General features: G+C 51.9%; 22 protein-coding genes and 1 tRNA gene. 8 read left to right on the top strand and 15 right to left on the bottom strand.

The window, feature by feature from the left end:
• Positions 1-9: 9 nt before the first annotated feature.
• The 3 genes from GEV47_RS03625 (at position 10) to GEV47_RS03635 (ending at position 2,330) form a co-directional block, all read left to right on the top strand.
• On the top strand, positions 10-819 hold the full coding sequence (locus GEV47_RS03625; RefSeq protein WP_153233313.1) for a MetQ/NlpA family ABC transporter substrate-binding protein: 810 nt from the start codon (positions 10-12) through the stop codon (positions 817-819).
• Positions 820-949: 130 nt separating this feature from the next.
• The gene (locus GEV47_RS03630; RefSeq protein WP_153233314.1) at positions 950-1,528 is read left to right on the top strand and encodes an ATP-dependent Clp protease proteolytic subunit; all 579 of its coding nucleotides are present in this window, start codon (positions 950-952) and stop codon (positions 1,526-1,528) included.
• Positions 1,529-1,772: 244 nt separating this feature from the next.
• Entirely contained in the window at positions 1,773-2,330 is a 558-nt protein-coding gene (locus tag GEV47_RS03635) for a GNAT family N-acetyltransferase (protein ID WP_228124543.1), read from the top strand.
• On the opposite strand, the gene GEV47_RS03640 is transcribed toward GEV47_RS03635, so the two are convergent.
• From GEV47_RS03640 to xylA, 6 genes are all read right to left on the bottom strand, one after another.
• Entirely contained in the window at positions 2,327-2,557 is a 231-nt protein-coding gene (locus GEV47_RS03640; protein WP_153233316.1) for a hypothetical protein, read from the bottom strand. The genes GEV47_RS03635 and GEV47_RS03640 overlap by 4 nt on opposite strands.
• Before the next feature lie 113 nt (positions 2,558-2,670).
• On the bottom strand, positions 2,671-3,810 hold the full coding sequence (locus GEV47_RS03645; RefSeq protein ID WP_153233317.1) for a sugar ABC transporter permease: 1,140 nt from the start codon (positions 3,808-3,810) through the stop codon (positions 2,671-2,673).
• Positions 3,807-5,384: a D-xylose ABC transporter ATP-binding protein gene (gene xylG / locus GEV47_RS03650; protein WP_153233318.1), complete on the bottom strand. Its 1,578-nt coding sequence runs from the start codon at positions 5,382-5,384 to the stop codon at positions 3,807-3,809. The genes GEV47_RS03645 and xylG overlap by 4 nt, the downstream gene beginning before the upstream one ends.
• Before the next feature lie 105 nt (positions 5,385-5,489).
• Positions 5,490-6,473, bottom strand: coding sequence for a D-xylose ABC transporter substrate-binding protein (gene xylF, locus GEV47_RS03655; protein ID WP_407646202.1), 984 nt, complete (start codon positions 6,471-6,473; stop codon positions 5,490-5,492).
• A 130-nt stretch (positions 6,474-6,603) separates the two neighbouring features.
• Positions 6,604-8,109 carry a xylulokinase gene (xylB, locus tag GEV47_RS03660; RefSeq protein ID WP_153233320.1) on the bottom strand — a complete coding sequence of 502 codons (1,506 nt, stop codon included), beginning with the start codon at positions 8,107-8,109 and terminating at the stop codon, positions 6,604-6,606.
• A gap of 4 nt (positions 8,110-8,113) precedes the next feature.
• Entirely contained in the window at positions 8,114-9,430 is a 1,317-nt protein-coding gene (xylA, locus tag GEV47_RS03665; RefSeq protein WP_153233321.1) for a xylose isomerase, read from the bottom strand.
• Positions 9,431-9,706: 276 nt separating this feature from the next.
• On the opposite strand from xylA, the gene GEV47_RS03670 reads away from it, so the two are divergent.
• The 3 genes from GEV47_RS03670 to GEV47_RS03680 all read left to right on the top strand — a co-directional run bounded on the left by GEV47_RS03670 (position 9,707) and on the right by GEV47_RS03680 (position 12,633).
• Positions 9,707-10,936 (top strand): XylR family transcriptional regulator, encoded by a 1,230-nt coding sequence (locus tag GEV47_RS03670; RefSeq protein ID WP_153233322.1) that lies wholly within the window; start codon positions 9,707-9,709, stop codon positions 10,934-10,936.
• The gene (locus GEV47_RS03675) at positions 10,933-11,994 is read left to right on the top strand and encodes an aldose epimerase family protein (protein ID WP_153233323.1); all 1,062 of its coding nucleotides are present in this window, start codon (positions 10,933-10,935) and stop codon (positions 11,992-11,994) included. The genes GEV47_RS03670 and GEV47_RS03675 overlap by 4 nt, the downstream gene beginning before the upstream one ends.
• Positions 11,995-12,069: 75 nt before the next feature.
• Entirely contained in the window at positions 12,070-12,633 is a 564-nt protein-coding gene (locus tag GEV47_RS03680; RefSeq protein WP_228124544.1) for a GNAT family N-acetyltransferase, read from the top strand.
• 64 nt (positions 12,634-12,697) lie between these two features.
• On the opposite strand, the gene GEV47_RS03685 is transcribed toward GEV47_RS03680, so the two are convergent.
• From GEV47_RS03685 to GEV47_RS03700, 4 genes are all read right to left on the bottom strand, one after another.
• A tRNA-Val gene (locus tag GEV47_RS03685) sits at positions 12,698-12,774 on the bottom strand.
• Between the two features lie 136 nt (positions 12,775-12,910).
• Positions 12,911-13,636 carry a DNA polymerase III subunit epsilon gene (gene dnaQ, locus GEV47_RS03690; protein WP_153233324.1) on the bottom strand — a complete coding sequence of 242 codons (726 nt, stop codon included), beginning with the start codon at positions 13,634-13,636 and terminating at the stop codon, positions 12,911-12,913.
• A gap of 21 nt (positions 13,637-13,657) precedes the next feature.
• A complete protein-coding gene (rnhA, locus tag GEV47_RS03695; RefSeq protein ID WP_153233325.1) occupies positions 13,658-14,092 on the bottom strand; it encodes a ribonuclease HI in 435 nt (144 codons plus the stop codon).
• A gap of 241 nt (positions 14,093-14,333) precedes the next feature.
• Positions 14,334-15,110 carry a class I SAM-dependent methyltransferase gene (locus tag GEV47_RS03700; protein ID WP_153233326.1) on the bottom strand — a complete coding sequence of 259 codons (777 nt, stop codon included), beginning with the start codon at positions 15,108-15,110 and terminating at the stop codon, positions 14,334-14,336.
• On the opposite strand from GEV47_RS03700, the gene gloB reads away from it, so the two are divergent.
• Together gloB and ribA are read left to right on the top strand one after the other, a co-directional pair.
• Positions 15,109-15,945, top strand: coding sequence for a hydroxyacylglutathione hydrolase (gloB, locus tag GEV47_RS03705; protein WP_153233327.1), 837 nt, complete (start codon positions 15,109-15,111; stop codon positions 15,943-15,945). The two genes, GEV47_RS03700 and gloB, sit on opposite strands and share 2 nt — an antisense overlap.
• Before the next feature lie 209 nt (positions 15,946-16,154).
• Positions 16,155-16,811: a GTP cyclohydrolase II gene (gene ribA / locus GEV47_RS03710; RefSeq protein WP_153233328.1), complete on the top strand. Its 657-nt coding sequence runs from the start codon at positions 16,155-16,157 to the stop codon at positions 16,809-16,811.
• 60 nt (positions 16,812-16,871) lie between these two features.
• On the opposite strand, the gene GEV47_RS03715 is transcribed toward ribA, so the two are convergent.
• The 5 genes from GEV47_RS03715 to htpX form a co-directional block, all read right to left on the bottom strand.
• A complete protein-coding gene (locus GEV47_RS03715) occupies positions 16,872-17,264 on the bottom strand; it encodes a hypothetical protein (RefSeq protein WP_153233329.1) in 393 nt (130 codons plus the stop codon).
• Positions 17,265-17,290: 26 nt separating this feature from the next.
• Complete coding sequence (locus GEV47_RS03720; RefSeq protein WP_153233330.1) at positions 17,291-18,493, bottom strand: tryptophan--tRNA ligase; 1,203 nt, start codon at positions 18,491-18,493, stop codon at positions 17,291-17,293.
• A 50-nt stretch (positions 18,494-18,543) separates the two neighbouring features.
• Positions 18,544-19,224 carry a site-2 protease family protein gene (locus GEV47_RS03725; protein WP_153233331.1) on the bottom strand — a complete coding sequence of 227 codons (681 nt, stop codon included), beginning with the start codon at positions 19,222-19,224 and terminating at the stop codon, positions 18,544-18,546.
• Between the two features lie 147 nt (positions 19,225-19,371).
• Entirely contained in the window at positions 19,372-19,995 is a 624-nt protein-coding gene (locus GEV47_RS03730) for an L-threonylcarbamoyladenylate synthase (protein WP_153233332.1), read from the bottom strand.
• A 155-nt stretch (positions 19,996-20,150) separates the two neighbouring features.
• Positions 20,151-21,044, bottom strand: coding sequence for a protease HtpX (gene htpX / locus GEV47_RS03735; protein WP_153233333.1), 894 nt, complete (start codon positions 21,042-21,044; stop codon positions 20,151-20,153).
• Positions 21,045-21,339: the final 295 nt, after the last annotated feature.

The following is a 21,339-nucleotide window of genomic DNA, read 5'->3' on the forward strand; positions in this document are numbered from 1 at the left end:
GGAGTATCTATGTCACGTAAATTTTCATTCTCGCTCGGCCTGGCCGCAGCAGTGTTCTCGACCTTCAGCCTGATCGCGGCAGCGCCGGCGCAAGCCGCCGACAAACTGGTGATCGCCGCGACTCCGGTGCCGCAGGCGGAAATCCTCGAATTCGTCAAGCCGATCCTGGCCAAGGAAGGTGTCGATCTGGAAGTCAAGGTATTCACCGATTACGTCCAGCCGGCGGTGCAGACTAACGAAAAGCGGGTAGACGGCAATTTCTTCCTGCACTTGCCGTACCTGAACGAATTTAAGAAAAATCACAAGAACGACCTGGAAGTAGTGATCACGAAGGTCCATGTCGAACCGTTCGCTGGCTATTCAAGCAAGTACAAGAAACTGGCTGATTTGCCGGACGGTGCTACGGTCGCCATCCCGAATGATCCGTCCAACTCTGGCCGCGCCTTGCTGCTGCTGTCGCGTCAGGGGTTGTTGAAACTGAAGGATCCAGGCAATATCTCTGCGACTCAGAAAGACATCATCGAAAATCCCAAGCACCTGAAGTTCAAAGAGCTGGAAGCCGCCACCCTTCCGCGTGTGCTGAATCAGGTCGATCTGGCGTTGATCAACACCAACTATGCGATTGAAGCCAAGCTCAATCCGGTCAAGGATTCGCTGTTCATCGAAGATGCTAATTCACCTTACGCCAACCTGTTAGTGGCCCGCGCCGACAACAAGGATAGCCCGGCCGTGAAGAAGCTGGCAGCCGCGCTAAATTCACCGGAAGTGAAGAAATTCATCGAAGAAAAATATAAAGGCGCAGTGGTTCCGGCATTCTGATCGCACTCATATCGTATCGACAACTAGCAGGCAGCAATAACAAAAAAAGCCCCCGCGATTTGCGGGGGCTTTTTGGTTTACACTGGTGCTTTTGCAGTCAATGCATTCCCCAACATCTTAGAGGACCATCATGGAAGAAAAAGTAGAAACCAATGCATCCCAACGCGACGCCTTCCTGGAAGAGAAAGCATTCAAGTCACGCACCGTCCTGCTGTTCGGCCAAATCAACGACACCGTGGCGCGCGACGTCGTGCGCCAGCTGATTGCCCTCTCGGGCGAATCCAAGGCACCGATCAATTTTCTGGTCTGCTCACCGGGTGGCCATGTGGAATCGGGCGACGTAATCCATGACGTGATCCGCTTCATCGATGCTCCGGTCAACATGATCGGCAGTGGCTGGGTCGGCAGCGCCGCAGTCAACGTGTTCCTGTCGGTTCCCAAAGAACGCCGCTTCTGCTTGCAAAACACCCGCTTCCTGATCCATCAACCGAGCGGCGGCGTCGGCGGCCAGGCTTCCGACATCGCGATACAGGCGCGTGAAATCATTCGCGTGCGTGAGAGAATCGGCGCCCTGATCGCCAAGGAAACCGGGCAGACACTGGAAAAAGTAAAGGCCGACATCGACCGCGATTTCTGGATGTCGGCACCGGAAGCCATCGAATACGGTCTGGTTTCGAAATCCATCGTCAGCGCCAAGGAAGTTGCCTGACCGCGAAAGACATGAGCGTCGCTTAATCATTGAATAACGGCACGAGGGGGCGAGTAAATGATTTACTCGCCCCCTCTTTCATGGCACCTGAAGCACTGCGATTCAAATATTCCGCACTATCTGTGTCATCATCAACCCTGTTCGAGGGTGGATAAAATACCTCATGTCGGAAGGCGCTACGCTTTTCCAACCTGACATTCTTTTTGCGTAAGTCCTGTAAATAATATTTTTAATGGGAATACCTATGCAACGCAAAGCAATTTATCGCGATGATGAATTTGAAATCCGACCATTAGATGTCAGCGAGGCGCCAGCTTTATGCGAAGCCGTTCAGTCTTCGTTAAACGAAATCGGGCGCTGGGAAACCTGGTGTACGGAGTCATTTTCTCTAGAAGATGCCAGCAACTTTTTACAATTTGCCGAAACCGATTGGGCCGCCAAAAACTCTTTCAATTTTAATATCATCGCGATTAAAACAGGGTTGATCGTCGGTGCTGTTGCCATCAACTGCATTAATCACCGTAATCAAATGGCCAATGTGGGTTACTGGGTACGCACCGACCACACCCGTCGTGGTATTGCGGTCCTTGCGGCAAAGACTATTGTGCGATTTGCCTTTGACCGGCTAGGTTTGACCCGACTGGAAATCGTTATGCAAGAAGGAAATCTCGGTAGCCAGCGTGTCGCCGAAAAACTTGGCGCGCAATTTGAAACACTGGCAAGACATCGATTGGTGTATCGCGGTGAACCACGGGCGGCAAAAATTTTTTCGCTGATACCTGAAGATATTATCAGCGCTTAAGACTTTTTGAGCATGCCGCGCGCCGCACTAAGTGCAGCTTGTTCCGCTGCCGCTTCATTGGGAAATTCTTGCTCAATTAAGACGCGCTGAAATTTAAAAATATTATTCCGGTGCATGGGATTGCATGAAGGACCATAAATATTCAGGTATGCGGCCCAACGTTCGGTATTGGGCAACAAAACACCTGAGTATTCAATTTCATAACCGGCAATTTTCTCCGATGGCATCGTCCTCTCCTTGTTATCGGAGATCGTATCATGGAAGAAAATACTGAGGCGGAACTTCCGTAAAACTGCCTCAGTCACGCAACAAGTTCACATCATCGTAAGGTCATTTCCACTCAGCGACTAGAACGCGTACTGACATCCACCCACACCGCCAGCATCAAGATGCTGCCCTTGACGATCATCTGCCAGTAAGTATCGACGTCCAGCATGGACATGCCGTTATCGAGGCTGGCCATCACCAGCGCGCCGATCAGCGCACCATATACTGTGCCGGAACCGCCACGCATGGAAGTACCGCCGATGAAACAGGCGGCGATGGCATCGAGCTCGCCCATATTTCCAGCGGAAGGTGAACCAGCCGCCAGTCGTGCGGTGTTGACCAGTCCGGCCAACGCGCACATCATGCCCATGATGCCAAATACCCACAGCTTGACCGCCTGCACGTTGACGCCCGATAGCCGGGTCGCTTCCATATTGCTGCCGACCGAATAGATGCGACGACCGAACACAGTTTGCGATGTGATGTAGCTGAACAAACCAAGCAGAGCCAGCAGCAGCAACACTGGCACAGGAATGCCATCGTAAGTATTAAGGGTGCGCACAAATGCCAGCAGCACCGCGCCAATCAGCAGCACGCGAACCGTGTCGCGCCACACGGGCGGCACCGGCAAGCCGTGCTGCAGGCGGTTGCTGCGCTGACGCCAGCTCAGGCCCAGCGCCAATATGAACAGACCTATCCCCAGCACGATGCCGAATTGCGGTGGCAGATAACCTTGGCCGAGATACACCAGATCGCTGGAAACCGGGGCAATCGTTAGGCCGCCGGTAACACCCAACAAAATCCCGCGGAACGCCAGCATACCGCCAAGGCCGACGATGAATGAGGGAATCCGCATATAGGCGGTGAGATAGCCGTTGAACAAACCCAGCCCCAACCCCATGAGCAACACCAGCAGCAGATTGAGCGGCAGCGGCAGATGGTGGGTGACGTTCAGCACTGCGGCGACGCCGCCCAGCAAGCCGAGCATGGAACCGACCGAGAGATCGATTTCGCCGGCGATAATTACCAGTACCATGCCGCAGGCAAGGATGCCGGTAATCGACATCTGGCGCAGCAGGTTGGAAAGATTGCGCGGCGTGACGAAACCGCCTTCGGTTTTCCAGCTGAAGAAAGCCCAAATGAGGGCGATGGCGATCAGCAAGACCATAATCTTGTATTGTCGGAACAATTGCTTGATATTGACAGTATTCATAGTGATTCCTGATGATAGCGGTCGGCTGTGGTCGGCTGTAATGCCGGATGCTGCGATTGATCGATGGCCGCGGCCAACACGGTTTCCTGACTCAGATTTTTGTTGGTGAAATTACCGCGCAGTTTACCTTCGCCAATCACCAGCACCCGGTCGGAGACGCCCAGCACTTCGGCCAGCTCGGACGACACCATGATGATCGCCACACCCTGCCGCGCCAGTTCCGCCATCAGACGGTAGATCTCAGCCTTGGCACCGACGTCGACGCCGCGCGTCGGCTCGTCCAGAATCAGCACTTTAGGTCGTGCCAGCAACATCTTGGCCAACACCGCCTTTTGCTGGTTACCGCCAGAGAGGCTGGTGATCGGCAAGAAGGGGCTGGCGGTTTTCAGCTGCAGGCGGGTAATTTCACCCTGTATGGTTTTTAACTCGGCTTCGGCATTGATGCGACTGTGGTGGGAATAGTCCTGCAGCACGGTCAACGTGATGTTCTGACCGACATTCAGATCCGGCACGATGCCATGGTGCTTGCGGTCTTCCGGCACCATACACAGGCCAAGGCGAATAGATTTCAGCGGTGTGCCAGTATCGACCTTGGCGCCATCCAGCCAGACTTCTCCCTCGCAACGCCCCGGGTAAGCGCCGTACAAAGCCGACACCAGTTCGGTACGGCCGGCACCGACCAGCCCAGCTATTCCGAGAATTTCTCCGCGCCGCAAAGTGAAGGAAATATCGTCTACTTTTTTGCGCCGGGGATTATCGACATCGTAACAAGTGATATTGCGCGCTTCAAACATCACCTCACCGATGTCATGTTCCTGATCGGGATACATGGCAGTGATTTCCCTGCCCACCATCTGAGTGATGATCTGGTCAACGTCCATTTCTTGCATTGGCGTGGTGGCGATATGCTTGCCGTCGCGGATGACTGCCACGGTGTCGCATACGGCGGCCACTTCATCGAGCTTATGTGAAATGTAAACGCAGGCGACGCCTTTGGCCTTGAGATCACGGATGATATCGAGCAGCACCGCAATTTCGGACGCCGTCAGCGATGAAGACGGCTCGTCCAGTATCAGTAATTTGGCTTGCTTGTTGAGCGCCTTGGCGATTTCCACCAGTTGCTGATGGCCACCGCCGTATTGCATGACAGGCAATGCCACATTGATGTCCGGCATTTTCAGTTCGCACATCAACTCGCTCGCGCGCTTGTACATGGCAGGATAATTCATGCGTCCGCCAGGCAGCGTGATCTCATGGCCCATGAAAATATTTTCTGCCACTGACAGTTCCTGTACCAGCATCAGTTCCTGATGGATGATGATGATGCCGGCCGCTTCCGTGTCGCGCATCGATTGCGACTGCAAAGGTTGACCTTGCCAGAGGATCTCACCCTGCCAGCTGCCGCGCGGATAGATGCCGGACAGGACTTTCATCAGCGTTGATTTGCCGGCGCCGTTTTCGCCGCACAGGCCGAGACATTCGCCGGCCTTGACCTTGATGTCTATGCCATCGAGCGCGCGGACGCCACCGAAATCCTTGATGATGCCCTGCATTTCCAACAGATAGTCGGACATGTTCGTTCTCGCAGTCGTTGCGCAATATTTGAGTGGGCAACCGGCGCCTGATCTGGCGCCGGTTGCAGTGACATTCGCCGTATTAATGAATACGGTTGCGCAGCACTACTTACTGCTGATTTGCGCTTCTGTGTAAAACCCATCCTTCACCAGCAGATTGACATTGGCGCTGGTAAGCGTCGTCGGTTTGAGCAGGATCGTATTGACTTTCTTGAGGCCGTTGTCGTACTGAGAGTTATAAGCTGGCTTTTCATTGCGAGCCAACTCTACTGACAGCTTGGCCGCTTCCGAGGCGATCAGATTAAGCGGTTTGTACACCGTCATAACCTGCGTTCCGGCAATCACCCGCTTGACGGCGGCCAAATCGGCGTCCTGTCCGGAAACTGGCACCTTACCGGCCATTTTTTGCGAAGCCAGCGCCTGAATCGCGCCACCAGCGGTACCGTCGTTAGAAGCGACGATAGCGTCGATCTTGTTGTTGTTGGCGGTCAGTGCGTTTTCAACAATAGACAATGCTTCGGTCGCACTCCAATCCTTGACCCATTGCTGACCGACGATTTTGATATCGCCCTTGTCGATGGATGGCTTGAGCACTTTCATTTGCCCTTCACGCAACATCTTGGCGTTGTTATCAGTCGGTGATCCACCCAACAGATAATAATTGCCCTTAGGTTGTGCCTTGAGCACACCTTCAGCCTGCATTTCGCCGACTTTTTCATTGTCGAATGAAATGTAGGCATCGACATCGGCATTCAGTATCAAACGATCATAAGACACCACCTTGATACCGGCTTTCTTGGCTTCCTTGACGGCGTTGGTCAGTACGGTAGCGTTGAACGGCACGATCACGATGACGTCAACACCGCGCGAAATCAGATTTTCAATCTGGGCAATCTGGCGCTCCTCGCTGGCGTCTGCAGATTGCACGTACACTTTAGCGCCCAACTTGTCCGCCGCGGCGATGAAGAAATCGCGGTCACGCGCCCAGCGCTCCACCCGCAAATCATCGATAGAAAATCCGATCTTGGGATTCTTGGCATCAGCCATGGCGGCCGAACTGGTGAGTGAGAATATGGCTACCGACATCATCGCCAACAGACTTTTTTTCAGGATCTTGTTCATTGCTGTGTCTCCTATCATTCGTTTTAGTTAACTTCATATGACTACACTTGATGCTTCATGCTTAATACATCGTTCTTAATGCATCATTCTTAATGATTCATACTGCTGAAAACACCGGTACTAACTGCTGATATAACAACGTGAATTTCTTGCGACGCTGCGCATACAGCGCATGCTTTTGCGGATCAGGCTGATAGCTGGCAATCAGCGGCGGCACCGGACAAATTTCGTGCAGCGATGCAGCGTCATCGCTACTGTCAGCGACGCCAATGCGCGCCAGCCGCGCCGCACCTAGTGCTGGTCCGACGTCACCACCCTGCCGCTGCACCATCTGACGGCCGCTAATGTCAGCCAGCATCTGCGCCCACACAGCGCTGCGCGAACCGCCGCCGATGAGGGTGATTTCTTCGGCTGCGATGCCGCAGCTATCAACAGCGTCCATGCCATCGCACAGGCCGAAACCAACACCTTCCAGTGTCGCCAGCACCAGATCTACGCTAGCAGTACCGGCGCGCAGACCGAAAAACACGCCTTGCGCATCGGGATTGTTATGCGGCGTACGCTCACCGTTCAAGTAAGGCAGGAACAACGGCGCATCGGCCGCAATGTCTGCCGTACCATGCTGCCCGACATCGGCCAGCAACGCCGCAACATCGGGATAGCCGCATAACTGCGCCGTAAAATCCAGACAGGAGGCGGCTGACAGCATCACCGACATCAAATGCCAGGTAGCAGGCAAGGCATGACAAAAACTGTGTACGGCGCGCTCGGGATTAGCATGAAAACCGTCGCTGACAGCGAAATACACGCCGGATGTGCCGAGCGACAGCATGGCTTGTCCGGGGCTGACGATGCCAACGCCGATCGCACCAGCTGCGTTGTCGCCAGCACCAGCCACTACAGGAATTTGTGCCAAGCCCCAGCGCTGCGCCAACTCGGCCTTCAGTGCGCCGGTGATGTGTGGGCCTTCGTGCAGAGACGGCATCTGTGCACGGCTGAGGCCGGTGGCATGCAGTAGTTCGTCGCTCCAGTCGCGCTTGGCGACGTCCAGCCACATCGTGCCAGCAGCGTCCGACATGTCGCTGGCATACTCTCCGGTAAGCTGATACCGTAGCCAATCCTTGGGCAACAGCACCTTGGCAATCTGCTCGAATACTTGCGGCTCATGGTGCCTCAGCCATAACAGCTTGGGCGCGGTGAAACCGGGCATCATCAGGTTGCCGGTAATTTCTCGCGACGTCGGCACGCGCCTTTCCAGCTCGGCGCATTCGGCAAACGAACGACCATCGTTCCACAGGATCGCCGGTCGCAATACCTGCCCTTTATTGTCGATCACAGTGGCGCCGTGCATCTGACCGGTGAGACCGATGGCTTCGATGGCGCCGATCGCAATTCCCATCTCCTTTGCCGTCCGCAGCAAGTCCAGCAGCGCCTGCTCACAGGCATGCCACCAAGCGGCCGGATCCTGTTCGCGCCACAGCACGTTTTGCGGAGCCTGCGGCAATAGCGATAACGGCTGGCTGGCGCTAGCCAGCACCTGATCACGGCGATCCAGCAGGATCGCCTTGATGCCGGATGTACCCAGATCAATTCCAATGAACATGGCGTCAGCCGAAGATCGCGCGGTTGACCAGATTTTCCAGCATCTCCTGGCGACCGCTGACCGCTTGCGGATTGAGTTCCTTGGCAAAGGCGTGTTCGGCAATATCGCTCAGACTCAGTTTGCCAGCCAGCATATCGTGACCGATGCCGCTGTCCCAGCCAGCGTAGCGCTGCTTCTTGAACTGCCCCAGCAAATCGTTTGCTATCATGCCAGCGGCGCGTTCCAGCGACAACGCCAGTACATCCATGGCGCCGACGTGACCATGGAACAGGTCGACTTCCTCCAGACTCTGACGACGTACCTTGGAATCAAAGTTATAGCCGCCGGTAGTAAAACCACCAGCTTTCAGAACTTCATAAGTGACCAGCGTCATTTCCTCGACACTATTAGGAAACTGATCGGTATCCCAGCCGTTCTGCGGATCGCCGCGATTGGCATCGATACTCCCGAGGATACCAAGCGAGGCCGCAGTAGCGATCTCATGCTGAAAACTGTGACCAGCCAGCGTCGCATGGTTGGCCTCGATGTTCACCTTGATCTCTTGCTCCAGGCCGTAATCCTTAAGAAAGCCGTAGACCGTCGCACTGTCGTAATCGTATTGATGCTTGGTTGGCTCTTGCGGCTTCGGTTCAATCAGCAGCGTGCCTTTGAAACCGATCTTGTGCTTGTGCTCTACCACCAACCGCATGAAGCGGCCGAGTTGTTCGCGTTCGCGCTTGAGATCTGTATTGAGCAGGGTTTCATAACCTTCCCGGCCACCCCACAGCACATAGTTGGCACCGCCCAGACGCTGAGTCGCGTTCATCGCGGTAAATACCTGCGCGGCCGCATAGGCGAACATTTCCGGATCAGGATTGCTGGCAGCACCAGCGGCATAGCGCGGATTGCTGAAGCAGTTAGCAGTGCCCCACAACAGGCGCAGGCCGGTCTGTTCCTGCTTACGTTCCAACACATCGAGCATCCGGGCGAAGTTGTTGCGATACTCGGCTAAACTCGCACCCTCGGGGGCGACATCGGTATCGTGGAAGGTGTAATAGTCAATTCCCAGCTTGCTGAAAAATTCGAAGGCAGCATCGGCTTTCTTGTGCGCCAATTCCATGGCATCGCCAGAACCATGCCAAGGGCGGTTAAAGGTACCTGCGCCAAAAACGTCTGAACCGGGCCAGACGAAGCTATGCCAGTAACATGCGGCCATGCGCAGATGCTCTCGCATCGGCTTGCCTAACACTAGTTTATTGGCATCGTAATGACGAAAAGCCAACGGCGATTGCGCCTGCTTGCCCTCGAAAAGAATAGGGGTAACGGAAGGAAAATAACTCATCGGTGGTCTCCGGTCGGGTGATGGTGCAGGTTATCGTGGCGTCATACTAGCAACCGAAGAGAGCACTTCACAATTACGAAATCCACCAGACCGGCTAGTGTTTCTTTCTATTGCACTTGCACAAAATGGTATTTAGCCTGACGCCAGCGACGCTGCTAGGTACAATCTGGCAAGGCTCGCTACAGGTCGTTTGACCGATGTCGGTCGTGACACGTTGACAAGCTTCTTAAGACTCCTTGCAGGGAGCATGCTTGCAAAACTCCAGGAGAGTGCGGAATGACAAAAATACCGGCGGTGCATCGCATCGCCCTGCTATTCAACGGCAACAAGATCTTCGACCGCGACATCATCGCTGGCATCGGTGAATATCTGAGCAGCACGCGCGTCGCCTGGGACCTGTTTCTGGAAGAGGATTTCCGCTGCCGCCTGCAAGGTATAGAGCGCTGGCAAGGCCACGGCATCATCGCCGATTTCGACGACCCGGCGGCCTGCGAAGCATTGGCGCGGGTTAGTCTGCCGGTGGTGGCAGTGGGCGGTTCCTACGCCGATGCTGGCGACTACCCGGTCGACACGCCCTATGTCGCGACCGACAATTTCAAACTGGTCAAACTGGCCTATGATCATCTGATCGAAGCTGGCCTGCGCCGCTTTGCCTGCTTCAGCCTCCCCGTAGCAACTGTCAATCGCTGGGCCCAGGAACGCGAAAAAGCGTTCACTACGCTGATGCTGCGCGACGGTATGCAAGGCGAAATATATCGTGGTGTCGGCACCAGCGCGCAGTCCTGGGACACCGCAGTGGAACAGCAAATCGCTTGGCTGCAAACGCTGCCCAAGCCTATCGGTATCATCGCCGTCAGCGACGCCCGGGCCCGCCAATTACTACAGGCTTGTTTGTGCGCTGGTATCGCGGTGCCCGAACAGGTGGCGCTGATCGGCATCGACAACGATCCGCTGGCCCGCATCCTGACCCGGGTGCCGCTCAGCTCAGTGATCCAGGGCACGCGCGAAATGGGCCGCACTGCCGCCCATCTGCTGCATCAGATGCTGCATGGCCCAGGTTTGGCTGGCACTCGCATTCTGGTGCCGCCTGCCGGTATCAATGTGCTGGCGTCCAGCCGCCATGAAGCACTCAATCATCCGCATGTGATGCAAGCCATGCACTTCATCCGTCAGTATGCCTGCCAAGGTATTAAGACCGAACAGGTAGCGGACTACGTCGGTGTTTCGCGTTCGTCGCTGGAGTGGTACTTCCGACGCGAGCTGGGGCGCAGCGTGCATGACGAAATCCTGCGCTTCAAACTGGACGCCGCCAAGAATTTGCTGGAGAAGCAGCACGAAGAGGCGCGCAGCATCGCTGAAATTGCAGTCAGCTGCGGCTTCACCTCAGTGCAATACATGCATGCCGTGTTCAAACGTGAATTGGCATGTACGCCGCGCGAATATCAGGACCGGATGACGTCCACCGCGCGCAGCATCAACCAGACAGAAAGCCAGAACAGCCTATGAGCCAGACTACCATCACCAGTACCAGTGCCGATCACGGCGTCACTCTCTACACGCTGCGCAATGCGCACGACATGCGGATCACCATCAGCGACCGCGGCGCCACCCTAGTTTCATGGTGGGCACCGGACCGCTATGGTCGCGTTGCCGACATTCTGCTAGGTTATCCCGATAGTGATGGCTATCAAACTAACTCGCCCTACTTTGGCGGCCTGATCGGGCGCTGGGGCAACCGCATCGCCAATGGCCGCTTTACGCTGGATGGTGCCGACTATCTGGTCGATCGCAACGAAGGCAACAACCATCTGCACGGCGGCGACAGCGGCTTCCATTTGGCGCAGTGGCAGGTAGAAGTCGGAGCAGATGGCTTGCGCCTGACGCTGGAATCGGCTGAAGGCGATGCTGGCTATCCCGGCAACTTGCTAGTCAGTGTGCTGTATAACCTGGACGACGATGGTCGCCTGAGCATAGATTACAGCGCCAGCTGCGATGCCCCGACGCCACTCAACCTGACATCACACGGCTATTTCAATCTGAACGGCGGCAGCGCAGATATCTACGACCATATCCTTGCCATCGCCGCCGACCAGTATCTGCAAGTCGATAGCCAACTGATTCCCGTAAAGGCCGCCAGCGTTGCCGGCAGTGCTTTCGATTTCCGCGAGCCAGCACCGATCGGACCGCGCCTGGCCTGGCCCGATCCTCAGCTCACATTAGCCAAAGGCTTCGACCATTGCTATTGCTTGCGGCAGCAATATCCCACTGTGCCGGACCAGGGTCGCAACGTGCAGCCGCTTAGGGAAGTGGCGACCGTCTACGATCCCGGCTCTGGCCGTCAATTGTCGGTGGCGACTACGGAAAGCGGTTTGCAGTTCTATAGCGGGAATTTTCTGGCGGGGATACAGGGGCGCAGTGCCGACGCCTACCGCAAGCACGATGGCTTTTGTCTGGAAGCACAGGCTTATCCCAATCAGATCAACGGCCCCGATGCTGAAGCGGTAATACTGCGGCCGGGTCAGATTTATCGCCAGACCACGACTTATCAGTTGAAAGTACGGTAATCATTTGGCCTGATCAAACTATGAGTGGAAAATATGCTTCCAACCGTAGTTCTACATGAATCCTAAATAATAAAATTGAGCACTTCCACCATGAACGACTTCCCGACATTAGAAACTGAGCGTTTGCACTTGCGTGAAATTATTCCGGAAGATGCGGCTACTCTCTTTCGTATCCACAGTGATGCCGACGTTATGCGCTATTTCGGCACTAATCCTATGGCTGATCTGACGCAAGCTGAAGCGTTGATCGAAAAATGGCGTAATACACCACACCCGGCAAGACGTTGGGGTGTTGCACGTAAATCCGATCAAACGTTAATCGGTACCTGTGGTTTTTTCAGATGGAATGTTGATTGGAGTTGCGCCATGCTTGGCTATGAACTTGACCAACAATATTGGCGTCAGGGATTTATGCGTGAAGCACTAGCGGCTACATTGCATTGGGGATTTATGGAGATGGGATTAAATCGGATTGAAGCACAAGTGCACCCTGAAAATCAGGCGTCACTGCAAGTCTTGGCGACCCATGGTTTCGTACAAGAAGGGTTGCTGCGCCAGGCCGGTTATTGGGCAGGAAAATATCAGGATTTATTACAACATTCCCTGCTGCGTGAAGAATATTCGTCGCCAACACTTTGATTGATTAAAGTAATCACACAAAACAAAAAGGGTTACAAGCAATGCTTGTAACCCTTTAATATTCTGGTGGGCGGTGCAGAATTCGAATCTGCGACCCCTTGGATGTCGACCAAGTATTCTAACCAGCTGAACTAACCGCCCTTTTGCAACAGGACGAGATCATACAACAACAGCAAACACAGTTCAACCTTATTTTCTGATTTCTCCACGAAAAGATAAGTGAAAACCGAATAAATGTTGCATATGATTAATATCAAGGAGTTTGTTTGAGCAACAATTATCCTTCAGCGGGTGTATCAACAACTTTATGCCAAATACATTGCCCTTTAATTTGCTTATCAAGATCCGTTAATACGACTTCATGCGCAGCCAGTTCTTCCTCATTGGCGCTGCGTAGCAACACTTCGGCCAATGGTGCTAATGGAATTGCCGCACCGTGCTCATCAGTGCCGCTATCTTGATCGCCAAAATCAATACTGAAGCTGTTTTGACCGCGCGTCATGCCTAAATACACTTCGGCCAGTAATTCTGAGTCGAGCAAAGCGCCATGCAAAGTGCGATGCGCGTTAGAAATACCATAGCGATCACATAAAGCATCGAGCGAGTTACGCTTGCCCGGATACATTTCCTTGGCTTGCACCAGAGTATCTACGACACCAGCGACTTCACGGCTGAACTTCTCCTGCCCTAACAGGGCAAATTCCGCATCCAAAAACCCGAGATCGAACGGTGCGTTATGGATAATGACTTCTGCGCCGTTGATGTAGTTTTTAAATTCCGCTGCGATCGCAGAAAATTTTGGTTTATCACTAAGAAATTCCGTAGTCAGTCCATGCACCGCCAGCGCGCCCTCTTCCGAATCGCGTTCAGGGTTGATGTATTGATGATAATTATTGCCAGTCAAACGGCGGTCGATTAATTCGACGCAACCGATTTCAATAATTCGGTCGCCGGTACGAGGATTAAGGCCTGTCGTTTCTGTATCTAAAACAATTTGTCGCATAGTCTTTTCAGTTAAAAATTCTTATAGAACCGTCGTCACACCACGATTGGCCAGCTCATCGGCACGCTCGTTGCCGACGTGCCCTGCATGCCCTTTTACCCAACGCCATTGAATCTGATGGCGCGCTTGCGCCGCATCCAGGGCTTGCCATAAGTCGACATTTTTTACAGGTGCTTTGGCGGCGGTTTTCCAACCCCGCGCTTTCCAGCCATGTATCCATTCGCTGATGCCTTTTTGGACGTATTGGCTATCTGTGTGCACGATCACTTCACATGGTTTTTTCAGCATATTCAATGCTTCGATCACGGCTAACAATTCCATCCTGTTGTTGGTGGTGTTTTTCTCGCCGCCGAACAATTCTTTTTCGTGATCGCCAGAAATCAACAACGCACCCCAACCACCAGTGCCAGGATTGCCTTTGCAAGCGCCATCGGTATAAATTTCTACTTTATCCATGTTCTCTTTTATCAATACACATTCATAGTAAGCATTACTCTGTATTCAGCACGGAGCATGGCGGACATCCGATTTTTTACCCGTGCGGAGAATACCAGAAAGAAAATTATTCACTTCAAAGAGCGTAGTGCAGGCCCAACCCTCTCTTGAACATCTACGCCACCATACCGCACGGGCAAAAAATCGGATGCCCGCCATACTCCAGTGCTCGACAGAAAAAAACAGAAAAATCAACAACCACCTATTTAGTTGACTTATTCGTCGCTACCACGCCCTTATGCGCCTTAATTGCCTGCTTGTTAAATGCCGGGCCGATCAAGTGCATACCTTTGACACGTTTAATCGCTTGCACAATGTAAGTCGCGCCAAAATAAGGCCACCAACGATTCCCGGCTTTCTCCATAAATGCAAAACGATGCAACCATTTTTCAGTGCTGCACGGCGGCACATAGCAACCGAAGTGCCCGCGATTGACTTCCATATTCAGCAATTTCAACCAGTCTTTCAAACGCGGCAAGCTAATAAATTCAGCATTCTGCGGTAAAAAATGTGCGCCAGACAAGCGCCCTGTCGACTGCCGCAATCCCCACAAACTGGCGGGGTTAAAGCCGCAAATAATCACCTGACCTTCAGGAATCAATACGCGCTCCACCTCACGCAAGACCTGATGCGGCTCAGCCGAAAATTCCAATACATGCGGCAAAATTACCAAATCCACACTTTGCGTCGCGAATGGCAGCTCACTAAAATCGTGGGCGACCACAATTTTATTTGCGTTCTCGGCAGCGCCAACCTCACCATTGGTGAGCCATTGATAAGGCATACGATTGGCTTGTAATGCATGCATTTCCGGCATGCCGATTTGTAACGCATTAAAACCAAAAATATCTGCCGTCAACGTATCCAAACGCGCTTGTTCCCAAGCTTGCATATAACTGCCTATAGGCGTCTGCAACCAGGGGCCGAGCGCTATAATGCTCTTTTCCGCAGGAAATTTATCTTTAGCCGGATGTGCCATGAAGACCTTATTTAACAACAACACTTCGAACACTACTGAAAACACCAAGCTACGTGTGTTGACGATTCCTGCATTTCACGACAATTATTTGTGGCTGATCCATGATGATCAGCACGCAGCAGTCGTTGATCCCGGCGATGCTGCACCAGTGATTGCGGCACTGGAAGCGCATAAGCTGACACTTTCCGCTATTTTACTGACACATCACCATGCTGACCATGTTGGTGGCGTACAAACTTTATTGCAGCACTTTGCCGAACAAGGTCGCAAGCTACCAGTATACGGCCCAGCGCGTGAAAAAATCACGGGCGTGACGACGCATTTAAGTGAAGGCGATGTGGTTCACTTGCCAGAATTATCATTAAACTTATCTGTTCTGGAAGTACCGGGTCACACCCTTGGCCATATCGCGTATGTCGCCGCCGAACAAAATTGGTTATTTTGTGGTGATACTTTATTTGCTGGTGGCTGTGGCCGCCTGTTTGAAGGTACGCCTGCTCAAATGACCTCATCACTGAGCAAGTTAGCATCCTTGCCAGTGCAAACACAGGTGTTTTGCGCGCATGAATATACGATGGCTAATCTGCGCTTTGCGTTTGCAGTTGAGCCGGGAAATGCAGCACTTCGCGCGCGTATTGCTCAGGAACAAGCTAAACGAGACCAGCATATTCCAACCGTACCTTCAAGCATAGGATTGGAAAATGCGACCAATCCGTTTTTACGTTATCAACAAGCAGAAGTCATTGCCACGTTAAAACATGCCGGCCGCTTAGATACAACGGCAGATGCAGTTCAAACATTTGCTGCGTTACGCGAATGGAAAAACACTTTTTAATCGCGCTGAATATACAAGAAAATCTTGTAATCACCTCTTTTGTTTTTGTCTTGCAACACCATCTAAGAATCCATCGCTCTCACAAAATTGTATCATCCTGCCAATTTTGAGCTCGCGCTCCTGAAATCAGCGCCACGTTTATAATGATGCATTAGCATTTGCGTCATTATCACTATCAATTTAACAATTATTTCCCTATAAGGTTTGTCATGCAGTCAACCAAAAACGTCGATCATGCTTCTTCATCAGACGACATATTCGACTATGTTCCGCCATGTAAATTACCGACAAAATGGGGCACTTTCTCGCTTCATGCTTTTGTCGAACATAGCACCGGCAAAGAACATTTGGCACTGACATTCGGTGACATTGCCAACGGCGATCCGGTATTAGCACGCGTGCATTCTGAGTGCCTTACCGGCGATGCGCTGTTTAGCCAGCGTTGCGACTGCGGTGCACAATTGGAAAGCGCGCTTGAAAGAATCGCGGCTGAAGGCCGTGGCGTGTTGCTGTATTTGCGCCAGGAAGGCCGTGGTATCGGTTTGGTCAATAAAATCCGTGCTTATGTTTTGCAAGACGCTGGCGCCGATACTGTTCTGGCTAATCAACAGTTAGGATTTGAAGCTGATTTACGTGATTACAGCATTACCCGTCCTATGCTGCAGCACCTGAATGTCAGCAGCGTGCGCTTGATGACCAATAACCCACGCAAAGTCGATGCATTAACCACTTTAGGCGTTAACGTCACAGAACGTTTGTCGTTGCGCGTGAATCGGAATCCATTTAATGAACATTATCTGGATACAAAAAAAGACAAGCTCGGCCATTTATTTGGCGCCAACGGCGAGCAGGATGATTGGGTGTAAACGATAAATGCCTTCCCTACAAATGGGAAGGCATACTCAACACCGATTACACGTCTACGATCAGCAACTCACAAAGCTATTACCTTGATCAGTGTGGTATTCATAGACCATATCTTTGACCTGTAACTGCACAGTGTAGCCATCGATGATCATTTGCATGTACATCTGACCAGGCTTAGGGCATCCCAATGCGCCATCCGACCATTGTTTATTCTCGACCTTCAAGACATTAATAGCACTATCTGGTATGCCAGTACGTTTACTAAGGTCTTGCTTGATGGTTTGTAAAAATGCTGACGACAGTCCCGGCTGTTCTGGTTGTGGCGCCGGAACTAACGGCGTGTGTTCATTGTGAACACCCGTAGCCGATGCTCCTTGAGATTGACAGCCCGCAAGCGCCATCACGACACAAACCATAGAAAAAGCTGATCCCACTTGATATTTGATTTGCATTGCTTGGCTCCTCAGTCTGTCTTGATTCAGTTATATCCCAAACCCATCGCCTCACGTACATCACGCATCGTATCTTGCGCCAATTTGCGCGCATGATCGCAACCATCAGCGACAATCGCCCGCACTAGCGACGGATCATCCAGATATTGCTGCGCACGTTCATGCATAGGCTCTTGCTCTTTAATGATCGCATCGATCACTGGCTGCTTACATTCAAGGCAACCAATGCCGGCCGAACGACAACCTTTTGCCGCCCACTCTTGCGTCGGTTTATCAGAGTAAACAAGATGGAATTGCCATACCGGGCATTTATCAGGATCACCCGGATCAGTACGACGTACGCGTGCCGGGTCGGTTGGCATGGTGCGAACCTGCTTGGTAACAACGTCTTTATCGGCACGCAAGGCAATCGAATTGCCATAGCTCTTGGACATTTTCTGTCCATCCAAACCTGGCAGGCGCGATGCTTCAGTCAGCAAGGCTTGAGGTTCAGACAGAATTAATTTTCGGCTGCCTTCCAGAAAGCCGAACAAACGTTCTCTATCGATCATCGACAGATTTTGCGCATCGTCGAGCATCGCCTTCGCTTGCTCTAATGCTTCAGCACTGCCTTGCTGCTGGAATTCTGTACGCAGTTCGTTGTACAGCTTGGCCCGTTTGCTGCCGAGCTTTTTGACTGCATCTTGCGCTTTTTCTTCAAAGCCTTTTTCTTTGCCATATAAATGATTAAAGCGACGGGCGATCTCACGCATCATTTCGATATGCGGCACCTGATCATCACCGACCGGCACTTGCGTCGCACGATAAATCAATACATCGGCCGCTTGCAACAACGGATAACCCAAGAAGCCATAGGTTGCCAAATCACGATCAGCCAGTTTTTCTTGCTGATCTTTATAGGTCGGAACACGTTCTAGCCAACCCAACGGTGTTGCCATTGAAAGCAGCAAATGCAGTTCGGCGTGCTCTGGTACTTTCGACTGAATGAATAAAGTCGATTGCGATGGATCGACGCCGGCGGCCAACCAATCAACCAACATTTCCCACGTACTGGTTTCAATGACGCTAGGATCATCGTAATGCGTCGTCAGCGCGTGCCAGTCAGCGACGAAAAACAAACATGGCACTTCGGACTGCAGCCGAACCCAATTTTTCAAAGCGCCGTGATAGTGGCCAAGATGCAAAGCGCCAGTAGGACGCATGCCAGATACAACGCGGTCAGGATACATAGTTTATGGGTAAAAGTAGCTAAAAAGAATACAAGTATAGTGTCAAAAATTTAATGAACCAGCGCCCATAAAGGTGTCGCCAACCATTGCAAGGCGGCATATCCGGCATTGATCAATGGATCCATCCAGAACGCATACAACAACCTTTGATCGCCAAATGGTATCAGCATCAACGCCAGCACAATGAAAAAACCATATGGTTCAATTTTGGCAAGTTTGAAAGCGTATTTATGCGGCAGCACGCTAAACAAGATACGGCCGCCATCCAGCGGTGGCAGAGGAAACAAGTTCAACGCAAACAAAACTAAATTAATGCGAATACCGTACTGCGCCATCATCGCAAAAAAGTCGCCTTTTTCTGCACCAGTCGCGGCCAAACCGATTAACGCCAACATCCAGCCTATGGCCATGACGATATTTGCCGCTGGTCCAGCTAAAGCAACCCACGCCATATCGCGCTTAGGTTGACGCAGCCCGCCAAAATTGACGGGAACTGGCTTGGCATAACCAAACATGAACGCACCGCCAGTTGAAAAATACAGCAATAAGGGAATCAATATCGTCCCCATAGGGTCGATATGCTTGGCAGGATTCAAACTCATGCGGCCTTGCATATACGCAGTCGGATCGCCGAAATATTTTGCCGCATAAGCATGCGCTGCTTCATGCAGGGTAATCGCGAAAAGTAGCGGAAGTGCTATTACCGAGATGGTTTGGATAAGATTATTCATGGCCGGGATTTTAACAGAGGAGCAGTCATGCCCCAAAAATAGAAATAGGACTTACGCAAAATTGTCCTGGCAAGACACGACGGCAAAGATCGCACTTTAGGATCGCCAAGAGGAGTAATACAGCTGAAGTGATGTTGCGTAAATCGGTTACAAACCGAATACGCTTGCGTCACCACTGCCCTGACGTACCAATTCCGGTTCGCTTGAAGTCAAATCAATCACGGTAGTCGGCTCCAAGCCACAAGCGCCACTATCAATCACCAGGTCCAATTGTTTTTCCAATTGATCACGAATTTCGTCAGGGTCGGTTAACGGCAATTCATGATTAGGCAAAATCAAGGTCGTGCCAATCAACGGCTGCCCCAGCTCGCCGAGCAACGCCTGCACTACGGCACTGCGTGGCACACGCAACCCTATCGTTTTACGCGACGGATGACTGAGGCGGCGCGGTACTTCTTTGGTGGCCTCCAGGATCACGGTGTAAGCACCGGGCGTTGCATTTTTTAACATGCGAAATTGCTGATTATCGACTTTGGCATATTCAGCAATCTCACTTAAATCCTTGCATAGCAATGTCAAATGATGTTTGTCGCCTACCCCTCGAATCCGGCGCAAACGCTCAACCGCATCTTTATTGTCCAATTGACATACCAAGGCATAACAGCAATCCGTCGGCAAAGCGACAATACCGCCATCATGAATAATTTGCGCCGCTTGTTTAATCAAGCGCCCTTGCGGATTATCTGGATGAATTTGAAAAAATTGACTCATGGCTCAAATTTGTGAATTAGGGATTACGCAAACAGTACACCTTGCGATAGGTAGACGTGATCCTGCTGAGAAGATTTTGCGCAAGTTCTATCAATTCTATAAATAAAAGCGGCGATAGCCTTCAAACTATCGCCGCCCAGCTAAACAACTATAAATTACAGTGCAGTCACGGTTGGATTATTACGCAATGCTGCGATACGCACCTCAAGCGGCGGATGGCTAGAGAACAAAGCCGACCAGCCTGGTTTGTCATTGATACCCATTGCTGCCATTGATTCTGGCAAAGCCGCTGTCGCCGGATCGACGCCACCCAAACGCGCCAAAGCATGCTGCATCGGCAAGCTGCTGCCCATCAGTTTGGCAGAACCCGCATCCGCGCGGAATTCACGATGACGCGAGAACCAGGCAACGATCATCGATGCACCGATCCCCAGCACTACCTGACAGACCATCACCGATACCATATAACCAATACCTGGACCATCGTTACTATTACGTGACATAGCGCGATCTACGGCATAACCAATGACGCGCGAGAGGAACACCACAAAAGTATTCACCACGCCTTGAATCAACGTCATTGTCACCATATCGCCATTGGCAATATGCGCAACCTCATGACCCAACACCGCTTCGACTTCTTCTTTCGTCATGCTTTGCAGCAGACCGGTCGACACCGCAACCAATGCAGAATTTTTAAATGCACCTGTCGCAAATGCATTTGGTGCGCCATCAAACACCGCCACTTCCGGCATGCCGATACCAGCACGTTGCGCCAGTTTAGCCACTGTATCTACCAACCAGGCCTCAGTCTGATTAGCCGGCGCGGTAATCACGCGCGCACCGGTTGAACGCTTGGCCATCCATTTGCTGATCAACAGCGAGAAAATCGAACCAGCAAAACCAATCACCAGCGAAAACACCATCAGCTTCGGAATATCGAGTCCACTGTGCGTTAAAAACTTGTCCACGCCCAGCAAAGACAGGACGATACTCAACACCAACATCACGGCGATATTCGTGGCGAGGAACAGGAAAATACGTTTCATGCGGAAACTCCTAAAGGGGAAGTTAATAATTAATTAAACAAATGCGGTCAACATTGCAAATTTCAAGACTAGAACCCGGTTGGAGCCCCCTATTGTAACGATCTGCCTCGCATCTCAGCGAGTAAATTTAAGATGTCAAATATGCGATGTCTTTTAATTAATGTTGATTTGCACTGCGACTTTGTTTATCTCGGGATTTTATTTAGACAATCTGATAACGAGCAAGTTCGTTAACTCGCGACTGGCACGCACTAAGCCAGTACATTCTGTTCAAAAAACAAAAAAGGACTATCAA

This window comes from Glaciimonas soli (assembly GCF_009497155.1).
GTDB classification, from domain to species: Bacteria; Pseudomonadota; Gammaproteobacteria; order Burkholderiales; family Burkholderiaceae_D; genus Glaciimonas; species Glaciimonas soli.